The organism is Oceanimonas smirnovii ATCC BAA-899, assembly GCF_000381965.1.
GTDB lineage: Bacteria > Pseudomonadota > Gammaproteobacteria > Enterobacterales > Aeromonadaceae > Oceanimonas > Oceanimonas smirnovii.
Genome location: NZ_KB908469.1, coordinates 1 through 13,700 on the forward strand (window position 1 = coordinate 1; position 13,700 = coordinate 13,700).

General features: G+C 50.0%; 9 protein-coding genes and 1 tRNA gene. 9 read left to right on the plus strand and 1 reads right to left on the minus strand.

All coding sequences use genetic code 11. The features are described 5' to 3' along the window. The first annotated feature begins 99 nt into the window (after nucleotides 1-99). From G364_RS0114105 to pglZ, 9 genes are all read left to right on the plus strand, one after another. A tRNA-Asp gene (locus G364_RS0114105) sits at nucleotides 100-176 on the plus strand. Between the two features lie 373 nt (nucleotides 177-549). Then, nucleotides 550-978, plus strand: coding sequence for a hypothetical protein (locus G364_RS17240; protein ID WP_169336655.1), 429 nt, complete (start codon nucleotides 550-552; stop codon nucleotides 976-978). 16 nt (nucleotides 979-994) lie between these two features. After that, the gene (locus G364_RS0114110) at nucleotides 995-1,930 is read left to right on the plus strand and encodes a metallophosphoesterase (RefSeq protein ID WP_019935794.1); all 936 of its coding nucleotides are present in this window, start codon (nucleotides 995-997) and stop codon (nucleotides 1,928-1,930) included. A gap of 48 nt (nucleotides 1,931-1,978) precedes the next feature. Further along, on the plus strand, nucleotides 1,979-2,590 hold the full coding sequence (locus G364_RS0114115; protein WP_019935795.1) for a hypothetical protein: 612 nt from the start codon (nucleotides 1,979-1,981) through the stop codon (nucleotides 2,588-2,590). A 418-nt stretch (nucleotides 2,591-3,008) separates the two neighbouring features. Continuing rightward, nucleotides 3,009-3,716, plus strand: a complete 708-nt coding sequence (locus tag G364_RS0114120; RefSeq protein ID WP_156816524.1) for a hypothetical protein — start codon at nucleotides 3,009-3,011, stop codon at nucleotides 3,714-3,716. Beyond that, nucleotides 3,709-4,257, plus strand: coding sequence for a BREX protein BrxB domain-containing protein (locus G364_RS0114125; protein ID WP_019935797.1), 549 nt, complete (start codon nucleotides 3,709-3,711; stop codon nucleotides 4,255-4,257). Before G364_RS0114120 ends, G364_RS0114125 begins: the two co-directional genes overlap by 8 nt. 15 nt (nucleotides 4,258-4,272) lie before the next feature. Further along, nucleotides 4,273-7,713, plus strand: a complete 3,441-nt coding sequence (gene brxC / locus G364_RS0114130) for a BREX system P-loop protein BrxC (protein ID WP_019935798.1) — start codon at nucleotides 4,273-4,275, stop codon at nucleotides 7,711-7,713. Nucleotides 7,714-7,761: 48 nt separating this feature from the next. Further along, nucleotides 7,762-11,280: an Eco57I restriction-modification methylase domain-containing protein gene (locus G364_RS0114135; protein WP_245541434.1), complete on the plus strand. Its 3,519-nt coding sequence runs from the start codon at nucleotides 7,762-7,764 to the stop codon at nucleotides 11,278-11,280. Beyond that, complete coding sequence (pglZ, locus tag G364_RS0114140) at nucleotides 11,277-13,307, plus strand: BREX-1 system phosphatase PglZ type B (RefSeq protein ID WP_019935800.1); 2,031 nt, start codon at nucleotides 11,277-11,279, stop codon at nucleotides 13,305-13,307. Before G364_RS0114135 ends, pglZ begins: the two co-directional genes overlap by 4 nt. Before the next feature lie 97 nt (nucleotides 13,308-13,404). Here pglZ and G364_RS17500 read toward each other — a convergent pair whose 3' ends face one another. Beyond that, nucleotides 13,405-13,530 carry a hypothetical protein gene (locus G364_RS17500; protein ID WP_281163107.1) on the minus strand — a complete coding sequence of 42 codons (126 nt, stop codon included), beginning with the start codon at nucleotides 13,528-13,530 and terminating at the stop codon, nucleotides 13,405-13,407. Nucleotides 13,531-13,700 lie beyond the last annotated feature (170 nt).

The window sequence follows — 13,700 nt, forward strand, 5'->3', positions numbered from 1 at the left end:
AGTGAAACGCAACCGCGCCGATGATAGTGTGGCAGCTGCCATGTGAAAGTAGGTCACTGCCAGGCACCCAATTTAGTACTCTGACTATACAGCTTTTGCGGAGCGGTAGTTCAGTTGGTTAGAATACCGGCCTGTCACGCCGGGGGTCGCGGGTTCGAGTCCCGTCCGCTCCGCCACATTTAAGAAGCCCTTAGCTAGTTGATAGCTAAGGGCTTTTTGCTTTTCTAGTTTCAGTAAATCCACACGCCTGCATTCTGTCAAATTCCCTCTCGTGACCAAACCGTGACCATTTTGTGACCCAGCCCCTGTTTTGACCGGAGGTCAAAATTTCCCCAGTGACCTGGCTGAGCATGTGACCCGTGACTGGCATTTTTTATTGTCTCCTTATGGTCATGGTGTTAGTTTTGATTCACATGGAGCCTAAAAGCCCTAAGTGCCGAAAAATTGCCAGTATTAAGATACAAAAAGGCTCTGTTGTTGCGGTAAAACATAGGCCAATCATTTTTCATTGTTAACTACTTGTCTGAAAGTGGTATAGAGAGGCGATGCTTGAAATCTACTTGTGAAGAACGTTATGGCGTGGATGCACTTGATGAGCCGGATAAGCAGTACAGTAAAGCAATGATGACAGGGCCAGATGGAACACGAACATATATAAATGCGTCGATTGGTCCGTGTACAGACATTTTTGAAAATGCTTATAGGACTCTGGTGCGGAGAGAGACAGCGGAAGGTGCGTTAGCGCTGTTCCATGAAATGCGCAAAGAGCATCCTGAAACATGTATGCGCTATATGTACAATGATCCCGAATTGGGTTTTCCTCCATATTGGGAGATCGATCCCGACCCCAAAGCACTAAGAAGACGAATTCATGGTGCTGAGCCTGGCCATGCAACCATGTATGCACTGTTCAAAGCTGGCCTTTCTAAAGAAGAAGCCACAGAGCTTTCTTTGCCATTGCTAGAAGCCAAAGAATAGCGAAAGAGCAGTCAGCATGTATGACCTTATCGGTGATATTCACGGCCATGCCGCTGCGTTGGAGTCTTTGCTGGTAACTATGGGGTACCAGCAAAGTTCAAATGGTTGGTGCCACCCTGAGCGAAAGGTGATCTTTTTAGGTGACTTTATTGATCGTGGGCCGGAGCAGTGCAAAACCGTGGAGATAGCCCGTAACATGGTGGAAAACGGTCAGGCACTGGCAGTAATGGGAAATCACGAGTTCAATGCCGTGGCCTATGCAACACCTGAACCAGACAATCCAGAGCAGTATCTACGTCCACATACAGTCAAGAACTACGAACAGCATCAAGCCTATCTGAGTCAGGTTGGTGAGGGCAGTGACTTGCATCGGGAGCACATTGCCTGGTTCAAGAACCTGCCACTATATCTGGATTTGCCAGAGTTCAGGGTTGTACATGCCTGCTGGCATCCAGCGCAGATACGGAACATAAAACCTTATCTCGACGATAAGCAACGTATCTTGGAGGCTTCCTGGCCCGAACTTACTCGACAAGGTAGCTCGGGCTTTGATGCACTGGAAACCCTGCTTAAAGGGCTGGAAATTATCCTACCCCAAGGGCATCAGTTTTTTGATAAGGATCGCAACCCTCGCTGTCACATCCGTACCGAATGGTGGAATCTTGAGGCTCTTACCTACCGGGAGCTTGCTATGGTGCCGAGTGATGCCATTCCCCAGATACCGGATACTCCTGTGCCAACAGATATGTTGCCGGGCTATGATGGCCATAAACCGGTATTTGTCGGTCACTACTGGCTAACAGGAGAGCCCACCCCGCTTAATGAGCATATCGCCTGCTTGGACTTCAGTATTGCAGCCAAATCCGACGGTAAGCTTTGCGCCTATCGATGGGATGGACAACCACGCTTAACAGCCAAGCAGTTTTGTTGGGTTCCGTATAGAGCAGAGTGACAAGCTTGTTTATATAAAAATAATGAAAAAGACAGAAAGGATATATCTGTGGCAGCACTCATAAAAGAACGAATTTCGGCGTTGCCGGCCGATAAGCAATCAGGCCTGTTGGAGTGGTTGGGTATGATGGACAATGCACCCACCATGGCCTCCGAGCTTGTAGATATTTTGTGCGCGGGTGAGCCTGTGTTCCCTGGCCCAAGTCGGAGTTTGCTTCTCGAAGTGGCAGGCGCTGAGGAGCTAATGTCGCTCGCAACTAGGCTTACAGACATAACCGATGGCTCTACTCGTGAGAGCATATACAGGGTTATCGAAGCTGGAGTACACAGACTCAAGCCCTTGGTCGCGGCTAAAATTTACACGCTGGTGGCAACTTCTCTTTGCACCGACATAGCTAAATTTGATTGTGGCGATAATGTGGAAAAACTGACGATCGTCGCTGGTGTGACTGCTGCAGTAACATCTTGCATCTGTGCTCGTGGTTCTGTGAAACAACCTGAAAATCAGTGTCCGCTTTCTGATGAATTGAAGTCAGAACTTTTTGAAAATATTAAAAACCGTGAGCTGTGGGTAGAAAGTGGAAGTGAAGATCCATGGAAGTTCTGGGGCCTTATTGGCGCTTTGCTGGCCAGTGAAAAAGTAAACTGGCTACTGAAATAGCTCTAAGTCAGCATCATCACGGCACAAGCTCACGGCGCGACACTGACACAAGTTGCCTGCACCCCCTGTATCACGAGAAACACAAGGGCATGCTTCGCAACAGGGCCGCCGAAGAAGCGCCTGAGTCCTTGCTGAAGTGCATGAGCCATCCGTCACTAAATCATTATCAAATCTGATAAGATCGGCCGATGCTTCGGACCTATCCATATAAGGAATATGGACATTTTTAGAGGCAAATTACAGTATATGTTACTTTGCCACCAAGCTCGGTGTGGGATGTTTCAGGTTGCAGGTGTTCGTGTAAAGCACGGATCGAACGTTGTTTTTGAGGATTTGTGCAGTGTCAGTGAGTGAACAGGTGTTAGAACAGCTCGGCTTTAAGTACGGTGTTAGCGGGGCCCATGCTGCGCGAAGCATCATGATTGCAGACCTGAACGAGCTACTGGAACTGCACCCACAAGGTGCGCCACTGCATACTGTTAAAGAGGATATCGTTCACTTTAACGTGCTACACAAAGACACAGCGAATAGTCGTAAGCTCACCTATCGTCACCTGGTTGACTTATACAGCCTTGATACCTGTGTCTGCCTGTATCGTAACTTTTTGAGGGTTTGGGCACAGACCCCCTCTCAGAGCCGGCCTCTGCTGGCTCTTCAGCTGGCATTTTGTCGTGATGCTCTGCTGCGAATTTCAATGCCCATGTTACAGACTGTTGCTCCAGGCGAGACCTACAGCAAACAGCAAACGATAGAGTTGCTGGAGCAACATAACTCTGGTGCCTATAGTCCTTCCTCTATGAATTCGTATGCCCAAAATATCAACGGTAGCCTTACTCAAGCTGGCTTCCTTCAAGGGCGAACAAAAAAAATACGCAGTCAGCCCCGTGTAGCCGCCAGCAATGTGGCCTTTGCTCTGTTTGTAGCCCACTTGCATGGCGAAGATGGCAGCATTGCCTTCAACAGCCGGTGGCTAAAGTTGCTTGGGCTAAATCGAGACGAACTCATAGCGCATGCCCACAGTGCGCACAGCCGAGGGCTTATTAAATTCACACATTCTGGCGACGTTATGGAAATTCGTTTTCCTAACTGGCTAACCGCACACGAGAAGGACATTCTTAATGGCTGACCGTATCAGTAACTTGCTTAGTGAATATGAAAACCATATTAGCCTGAGTTGGCCAGTTGTTGCTTCAGGTGAAGAGCGTTCAATCTTCGCCATTTACAAGCCTGAAGATGAATTGAAATTGCGCGCCAGGGTGGAGGCTTTTGAGCACTTTACTAAGGTACATGGCTACTACTGGCAACTACTCGATATCACACATGCATTTGAACAATGGCTTACAGATCAAGACTATGCTGAAGCCTACTTTGAAAATCCAGAATACTTAGAAGCAAACTACGAGTTCTTCGCAGAAGATCTCGCCCAACAGCTCCGTGAACAGATAAAAAAAGAGAGTGAAAATGATGCCAGCAAGACAGTCGTAGCTTTACTTGGCTGCGGCACATTGTTTGGTATTACTTCCGTTTCAGGATTGGTACGCCAGCTCGCCGACGTGATTCAAGGACGTTTGTTAGTTTTTTTTCCAGGAGAAAAAGACGACAACACCTATCGTTTGCTCGACGCTAAAAATGGTTGGGGCTACTTGGCAACGGCATTAAAGGGTTAAGGATAAAAACTGCTCATGTTAAACAAAGACATTTATTATAACGATCCGACCACTCACCTATTAAAAAACCAGGGTGTGGCCAAGGTAAGTGACAGCCGCGATGCTGAGTCGTTGGCCACACTGGAATATGAACTAAAAACCTTTGTTTGTGATGGTAAATATCAAGAAGGTATTGAGGAGATTTTAAGCCAGTTTGTTAGCTTTTTTAACAGCCGTGATGAGCAGCCTGGCGTATGGATCTCCGGCTTCTTCGGTTCAGGTAAATCTCATCTAGCCAAAATGCTGGCCGCGCTCTGGACCAATGACGATATTGATGGTCAAAACGCCCGTTCATTAGCGGAGCTGCCAGACAGCACCTTAGCGCTTTTTAATAAACTAGATGACATTGCGCTGCAAACGCCAGGTAAACACCATGCGTCTGGCACCATTGGCAGTGCTGGAACTAAAAACGTTCGCTTGGCCGTGCTGGCTCTTTTGTTCCGCTCTCTGGGGTTGCCAGAGCAATATCACCTAGCACGTTTTTGTGTTTGGCTTAAGCAGCAAGGTTTGTTAACTACCATTCAACAGGAGCTGGGAGCGCAACAATGGCGTAAAGCACTGCGTAACCTTTATGTGGCTCCAGATTTACATAAGGCCTTGTTGAAACACATCCCTGATCTGGCCGAATCACCTGTTGCGGTGGGCAAACTGCTGGCTAGCCAGTTTAAGTTAACCAATGAAATCAGTGACGACGACCTACAGCAAACCTTCTTTGATGTGCTTGAAGAAAATGGCGAAGTGCCATTAACGTTGATCGTCATGGACGAAGTACAGCAGTTTATTGGTAATGAAATAGACCGTGCTCATGATGTACAGCATGTGGTTGAGAAGCTTTGTGAGGCACCACAATTAAAATCACGGGTTATTTTTGTGGCAACCGGCCAGAGTGCACTAAGCAGTAACGAAAACCTGCAACGTTTGTTGGGGCGTTTTCAACTGAAAGTACAACTTGAAGATACCGATGTTGACTCTGTAATTCGCAAAGTAATTTTGCAAAAGAAAGAGTCAGCTCGGTCAGCAATTGAAAACGAGCTGAATGGTCACCTGGGTGAAATATCACGCCACCTGCACGGCACTGTGATTGAAAGCCACGCAGCTGACGAGCAACACTTGGTGGCAGACTATCCGCTGTTACCGGTACGCCGCCGCTTCTGGGATAGAGTACTGCACGCGCTGGATGCGACCGGTACCGTATCTCAGTTGCGCACTCAACTGCGAATTGTTCACGACGCCTGTAAAACCACAGCTAATAAACCGCTGGGCAATGTGCTACCGGCTGACTTTATCTACGACCAACTGAAAACGCAGTTGGTGCAAGCCCAGGTTATCTCTAAAGACATTCACGAAACTATTAGCCGCAAAGCCGATGGTGATGCAACCGAGCAGCAACAAGCGCGTGTTTTGGCGTTGGTGCTGTTAATTGGAAAGTTACCAACGGATGTTGATCATGGCATTAGCGCCACAGCGGATTACCTGGCCGACTTAATGATTGAAGACTTGGCCGGTGAAAAATCCACCATACGCCAGCAAGTGCCAAGCTTACTGGAAAGCTTGGTAAAAGAAGGTCTGCTAATGACCTTTGAAAACAGCCTTGGCCATAACGAATATCGCTTACAAACTGCCGAAAGCGCCCAGTGGTACGATCACTTTAAAGCTGAGCGAAACCAGTTAACCGGTAACCCCAACCGCATTGAAAACATGCGCCAAGAACTGATGCAAAATCACGTTCGTCGTTTGGTTGGGCAAACACGCCTCACCCAAGGAGAGAGCGCGGTATCACGGCCATTAATTAGCTGTTTTGATTCAACGCTGCCTGTAGATGCACAAGATAAGCTCTACGTTTGGGTGCATAACGACTCGGAAAAGAACTTTTTGCACGCAGCCCGTGGTGCCACTTCAGAGCAAGCAACCATTTTCCTGTATGTGCCAAACAAGCACCGAGATGATTTGTTCGACGCTATGGTAGAGCTAAAGGCCGCTGAGCAAACGCTAAGCACCAAAGGCACTCCCAAAACCGAAGCTGGGCGCGATGCTAAAGCGGCAATGGAGCACCGCATGACCGTTGCTCAAGGGCGTATTGATGCCATCAATAAAGACATTTTTAACGGCATTCAAATCAAAATGGCCGGCGGTAGTGACGTTGAGGGCGATACACCAGCAGAGCAACTAGAAATAGCTGGCCGCAAAGCGATAGAGCGTTTGTACCCGGAATTTAGCAAGGCCGACGATAAAAAGTGGGAACAGGTCTACAACGCGGCACGTAAAAGCGGCGGCGAAACAGCACTGGATTTGTTGGCCAATAGCAGTGCCGGTGGTCTCGCTGTTACCGAGGCCATCAGCCGTTATCTGGGGGTGGGCAAAACCGGTAAAGAAATTCAGCAGAAGTTCAACAATGCCCCCTACGGCTGGCCAAACGATGCCATTGATGGTGCCTTGGTTGCCATGCTGGCCAGCAGCCAGCTCAACGCCAGTATCAATGGCCAAGGTGTGGATACCAAAACCTTGGAGCGGCGAGATATTGCCAAAGCCACCTTTAAGCCCGAAAAAGTACAGCTCACCAAAATGCAGCTGATCAAGGTAAAAGGCGTGCTGCAGGTACTGGGCCAAACGGTACAACCCGGGCAAGAAGCAAGTGCGGCTCACCCAGCATTGCAAGCGGGTAAAGCGTTAGCGCGTGAAGCCGGTGGTGATGCGCCACTGCCTGCAAGCCCGGCACCCACCTATCTAGACGATATTATGCAGCACTCGGGCAACGAGCTGTTGGCGGAAATTTGTGCCAACCAAGAGCGTATTAAAGCCGATGTGGAAGCCTGGCAACGCAGCAAAGAGCTGATTCAACAGCGCCAAAAAGACTGGCGTGAACTACGTAACTTGTTGCCCCTGTGCCGCGGCATGGCGTTTTATGATGAATTGTTGCAAGAGCAACAGGCCATTATCGATAACCGCAGTTTGCTGGCAAATCCTAACCCGGTAACACCGCTTATCCGCAAGGCCATTTCATCCTTGCGTGATGCCATTGTGCACCACCAAAGCGAGTACCAGAGAGAATATGACCGTTGTGCACTGCAGTTGGAGGCCGACGAGCAGTGGCAACGCTTAGCTGAAGATGCGCAGCGCGAGGTGCTGCAGCAATTTGGCATTACCCAGATGCCAGAGTTAGACCTCACCAATAACGATCGTGTACTAGCAAGCCTGGAAAACTGCAGCCTGGGCCAATGGCATGATCGTACTGCCTCGCTTATGTCAAAGTTCGACCGTGCTCGAGCAGAGGCGGTGCGCCGCTTGCAGCCAAAGGTGCAGGTGGTACATGCACCACGCAAAGTCATTAATGACGAGAATGAGCTCAAGCAATGGCTGGCAGACTCCGAAGCCAGCATTCGTGCCAAGCTAGCCAATGGCCCGGTATCGGTTGCTTAAGAGCAGTGGGCATGAGCAGGCATAGGTAAGAACAAATAGGTAGTAATAATGACAGCAACTTTCGTGCGCCAAGCGTTAAGCAAAACCCTGCGTAACCAGTTAGAAAAAACTGTTACCACAGCTCGCAACCTGGTTGAAAAGGCCGCCCGCGAAGAAATAGAGCGCCTCGGCGTGGGGGAAAGCAGTGCGCCCGGTTACTTGCAACCAGCCGATGCGAAATTACGCACCAGGTTGCGCGCCCATGGCCGTAGCCTGGGTGATGTTAAAGCCAGCGATGGCAGCCAACAAATTGGCCATTTGGTGGGTGAAGTGGCCTATGAACATTGGCACCGCATGCTGTTTGCCTACTTTTTGGCGCAAAACAACCTGTTAATGTGCGAAGGCTACCCGGTTAGCTTGGAAGACTGTAACGAGCTAGCCCCAGAGCTGAACGCCCGCAGTGGTTGGGAGGCCGCAGGCTTATTGGCTGCCGATATGCTGCCCCAGATATTTCGCATCGGCTCACCAACTTTGGCCATTAAACTGCCACGGGATGCCGTGCAGCAGTTAGAGCAGCTGATAACCAGTCTTCACCCGGATACCTTTCAGGCGCAAGACGCCCTGGGGTGGCTGTATCAATTTTGGCAAAGTGAGCGCAAAGACGCAGTGAATGCCTCTGGGGTCAAAATTGGTGCCGATGAGTTGAGCCCGGTTACCCAGTTGTTTACCGAACCCTATATGGTGAGCTTTCTGCTCGATAACGCCTTGGGGGCCTGGTGGGCCAAGCGTAAACTCACTAAAAACGATGTGACCACCACCACCACCGAGGCCGAGCTGCGCCAAGCGGCCAGCGTACCCGGTGTGCCGTTGACCTATTTGCGCTTTGTTAAGCCCAATGCCAGCCAGCCGCCCAGTGAACAAAATGCCTGGGCACCGGCAGCAGGCACCTTTGAGCAGTGGCCAACACAGTTAAGCGAATTAACCGTGATTGACCCTTGCTGTGGCTCTGGCCATTTCTTGGTGGCGGCGTTTTTAATGCTGGTGCCACTGCGTATGGCCGATGAAGGCTTAAATGCCAAGCAAGCCATTGATGCCGTACTTAGCCAAAACTTGCACGGCCTGGAGCTGGACCAACGCTGTGTAGAGCTGGCCGCCTTTGCGCTTGCGTTAGAAGCCTGGCGCTATCCGGATGAAACCGGCAAACCCCTAGGTTACCGGCAATTGCCTGAGTTGCAGTTGGCCTGCAGCGGGGTTGCCATTAGTGCCGCCAAAGGTGAATGGAAGCAACTGGCTAAACAGATTGCTGCGCAAGCGCAGGATGCCAGCAGCAAAGCCTCAACAAGCAACAACCTCAGCATTGCCCTCGACTGGTTACAACAAACCTTTGAGCACGCTCCGGTATTGGGCAGCTTAATTAACCCGCAACGCAGCAAGGCGGCCAATATTGTTAACTGGCCCACCTTGCAACAAGCGTTGAACCAGGCATTGGATAGCAGCAGTGACCAGCCTTCTTTCGAAGCCCAAATTGCCGCACAAGGCCTGACCAAAGCCGCCGAACTACTGAGCAAACAATACAGTTGGGTGATCACCAATGTGCCCTACCTGGCCCGAGGCAAACAAAACGACGTATTAAAAGAGTACTGTGAGCAACACCATGCCAACGGGAAAAACGACTTGGCCACGGTATTTTTAGAACGTTGTCTGCAAATGAACACTCAAGGTGGCCACACCAGTGTGGTCTTGCCACAAAACTGGTTATTTTTAACCAGCTATAAAAAATTCCGTGAACAGCTGCTTAAACAAGATACCTGGAATATGGTGGCGCGTATGGGTAGCGGTGCCTTTGAAACCATATCAGGTGAGGTGGTTAAAGCGATTTTGTTAGGCATTACCCGTGGCCAAACTGATCAAACATTGATGCTTGACTCAGCGGCTGAGCAGAGCACCCATGAGCTGCGTGGCTTGGATGTGGCAGGCTTTAAAACCGCGGCTGAAAAAGCCGAAGCGTTATTGGTGGAAGAGATTAAATCGGTAAGCCAGGCGGGACAGTTGGAGAATCCGGATTGCAGAGTTAGTTTGAATGAGTCGACAGGAGAAAAAAGGTTGGCTGCTTTTGCTGATTTTGCAAATGGAATTCAGACAGGTGATACGCAAAGGTTTGTTCGATGTGTCGCAGAGATACCAAGGCCAACAGAAGATTACCATTTTTACCAAACAACGGTTACATCTACTGCTCACTATGCTGGTCTGAGTCAATTATTGGCATGGAAGCAGAGTGGTGAGTATCTGGAGTTACAGCCTGGTTCTGTTATTCGAGGAACCAAGTCGTGGAATCAGCGCGGTATTTCTATTAGTGCTACAGGTTCTCTCTATGCCACTCTCTACACCGGCGCAAAGTATGACGAAAATACCGTTGTAATATTGCCCACCGACGATGAGTTTTTAGGCAGTGTTTGGGCATATACATCTGATGAATCTTATCATGATGATGTCCGAGGATTGAATCAGACACTGAAGGTGAGAGGCGATTTAGTCCAGGTATTTTTCGATAGGAAAGAATGGACTGAGCAGGAACAACTTAAGTATCCCAACGGCCTCCCTAAGCCCTACACCAACGATCCCACCCAATGGATTTTCCATGGTCATCCTTGCGGTTCAGTGATTTGGAGCGACGAAAACAAATGGACCGAGCAGGACGAACTTCGCATTGATGATACCGTGCTGCACATTGCTACCGCCCGTTTATTAGGCTATCGCTGGCCTGCCGAGCTAGACCCGGAGATGGAACTGGCTGATGAGCAGCGCGCCTGGGTAAATCGTTGCGATGAATTATTAGGCGATTTAGTCGATGACGATGGCATTGTCTGTTTGCCCGCCCTGCGTGGTGAATCCACCGCCGCTTACCGTTTAGAAGCCATGCTGGAAGCCGCCTATGGCGATGCCTGGTCAAACAGCGTGCGTGAGCAGCTATTGGCCAGCGTAGGGGCAAAGTCGTTAGAAGCCTGGCTGCGGGATAAGTTTTTTGAGCAGCATTGTAAGCTGTTTCAGCATCGTCCCTTTATCTGGCAGGTATGGGATGGCGTAAAAGACGGCTTTAGTGCCATGGTCAACTATCATCGGTTCGATGCCAATAATCTGGACCGTTTAATTTATACCTACTTAAATGACTGGATTAGCCAGCAAGCGGAAAATGTAAAGCAGCATGTGGATGGTGCCGAAATTCGCCTGGCTGCCGCCCAAAACTTGAAAACCGAGTTAGAGGCCATTAAACAGGGCGAAAGCGGCTATGACATATTCGTACGTTGGAAGCCGCTGCACCAACAACCCATCGGTTGGCAACCGGATTTAAACGACGGCGTGCGGCTTAATATTCGTCCCTTTATGCTGGCCAAAGACGTCGGTAAAAGAGGTGCGGGTGTGCTGCGTGCCAAGCCCAATATTCATTGGAAAAAAGACCGCGGCAGCGATGTGGCCAGTGCCCCCTGGTATCACTTAGGGTTGGAGTACGGCGGCAAGGAAGGCGATCGCATTAATGATCATCACCTTACCCTGGCGGAAAAGCACCAAGCGCGGGCCAATAACCCATGAAAATTATCGATGTCTTAATTCAGCAGCTGCGCAAGCAAGGCGATAAGGCCGATTTGTTGGCCTTACCACCCAGCGCCATTTTATGGACCGATAAAGATGCGGCGTGGCAGCCGGCCATGCCACTGCTAAAAGCGGCCATGCCAGAATTGCTTGAGCTGGGTGACTACAACCCAGCACAACGCACTGGCCCAGCAGTATGGCTAAAGTGTGTGATCGCCGGGCTCGCCAACCCTCTCGAAACCGATAAGGTGCCGGTTATTTATTTACCCGGCGTATCACGCCGCGAACTCAGAGCCATTGAAAGCTGCCCTGGTCACTTAATTCCGTTGGCCGAGTTGCAATATCGTTCCTGCTGGTGGGCCACGCCCAATAACAACCGTGATTGGAGCCTTACCGCCTTTTTGGCCAACGCTGCAATTGGCTTAGAGCTGGATATCGCTAAAGACAAAACCACCCAGGCCACCTTGGCCCAAGTGCTGGAGCCCTTGTTAGAAGCCGATGCCAGCAGCCTGCAAGGCAAGCGCATTACCAGCGCCGAGTTGCAAGCCTTGGTGGTGGAAGATCCCATTCGGGATCTACTGCACTGGTTAGATAACCCAGCCATTGCCGATAGCTGGCAACCCATGCGCTTAGCGATATTGCAGCAATATTGCCAAAAGGAATATGGGCTAACCGCAGAGAGCGGCAGTCGCACTACCTTTTTGGCCAAGCTTTGTGAACAGCCTGGGCCTGTTTGGTCTGCCCTATGGACTCGTTTTGAAGACATGGCAGAGCGCCTGCCTGGCTTGCTAAAGCAGCTAGAAACCGTTCAGCCCTTGGCGCTAGCGTTAAATCCTGATTGTTATTTATCCTTGGCCTTAGAAGAGGAGCAGCAGCTGGCGAACGCCTTTAGCGCCATGGCCAGCAAAAGCGACTTGGAGGTGGATGCCGAGATCACTCAGCTGCATCAGCAGCAAGCGGGTAGAGCAGAGAGTTTGTGGTCTCGCCTGGGCTATACCGTATATGCCAATGCCCTAGAGCATTTGGCAATCTTGGTTTCATTAAAAAACAAACCCTTTGGTGGCCCCGACTTAGACGTTATGGCCAGCGCCTATCAGCGCGAGTTTTGGCAACTCGATTACGCGGCTTTGCAGGCCATGGCTTGTGCTCAACATGATAGCCAACGTGCGGTTATTGATGGTGTGTTATCTGTGGTGTACACCCCTTGGCTTGAGCATAAAGCCGAGCACTTTCAGCACTTAGTTAAACAGCTAGGCTACCAGCGTCGCGATCGCGATATTGAAGAGCCGGCCGCTGCAGGTTACCAAGCCGCAAGCCAGGTGGTGTTTTTTGTTGACGGCCTGCGGTTTGACGTGGCCAGCGAATTTGTTAAAAGCCTAGCGGCCGATTATTCGGTACAGCTATCGGCCCAGTGGTCGGCCTTGCCATCATTAACTGCAACCGCCAAAGCCGCGGTCACTCCCATTCGAGACTTGCTCGATGGTGATGTGGACAACAGTAACTTTATTCCTAAGGTATACAGTAGCGGCAGTGACCTTTCATCAACGAACTTCAAAACGTTGCTTCAGCAACAGGGTTGGCAATATTTAGATGGGGTGGAAACCGGCGATCCTACGGGCTTGGCCTGGGTGCAAACCGGTGATTTGGATAAAGCAGGCCATAAAGAACAAATGCGTTTACCCAGCCGAATTGATGACATTTTAAGCGAAGTTAGATCGCGCATTGATGGCTTAAAACAAGCCGGCTGGCAACATATTCGCATCGTGACTGACCATGGTTGGCTATGGGTGCCCGGTAAAATGCCCAAAGCAACCCTTGCTAAAAATGCCACCAGTGAGCAAACCCCGCGCTGCGCTATTTTAAAAAGCACTGCCACCAGCGAGCAGGTCACAGCACCCTGGTACTGGAATAACCATGTGCACATTACCTTTGCCCCTGGCATCAGTGCCTTTCGCGCCGGCTTACACTATGACCATGGTGGCTTGAGTTTGCAGGAGTGTTTAACACCGGTGATTGATATTCATTAGTGTGTTTTTATTCAGCCGGCGGTGGCATGATAAGTACCGTTGCCGGCGTTCTATGACAAATTCATAGTGAAGCTCTCATCAACTTAATCACATGTGATTAGGCGTACTGGATCTTGTTCGGGGTAACCATGGCATCAGCGGCCAGCTGGGTTGCCCAGTGCTGAGCTTCATAATCAAAGTTCAGAGTGCCCAGCTCATCCAACGCCTGCGAAACGATTGGCACATTCTACTCTGAGGACTCGGCGATATTCATTAGCGCGCGCACTCTCCATCAGACCCAGATGGGAAGTGTTTTGGTTGTAAATAACGCCAGTAATCCCATATTTTTCAGAAGCTTAAGATTGATTAATGCGAAGCGTAAAGTTTCAATACTTTTCATAGACAGTTGGAGCT

What these genes read in the sequence shown, in the direction of transcription:
- G364_RS0114110 (WP_019935794.1), top strand. Translation starts at nt 995, where the DNA reads ATGTATGACCTTATCGGTGATATTCACGGCCATGCCGCTGCGTTGGAG.
- G364_RS0114120 (WP_156816524.1), top strand. Translation starts at nt 3,009, where the DNA reads ATGATTGCAGACCTGAACGAGCTACTGGAACTGCACCCACAAGGTGCG.
- G364_RS0114125 (WP_019935797.1), top strand. Translation starts at nt 3,709, where the DNA reads ATGGCTGACCGTATCAGTAACTTGCTTAGTGAATATGAAAACCATATT.
- brxC (WP_019935798.1), top strand. Translation starts at nt 4,273, where the DNA reads ATGTTAAACAAAGACATTTATTATAACGATCCGACCACTCACCTATTA.
- G364_RS0114135 (WP_245541434.1), top strand. Translation starts at nt 7,762, where the DNA reads ATGACAGCAACTTTCGTGCGCCAAGCGTTAAGCAAAACCCTGCGTAAC.
- pglZ (WP_019935800.1), top strand. Translation starts at nt 11,277, where the DNA reads ATGAAAATTATCGATGTCTTAATTCAGCAGCTGCGCAAGCAAGGCGAT.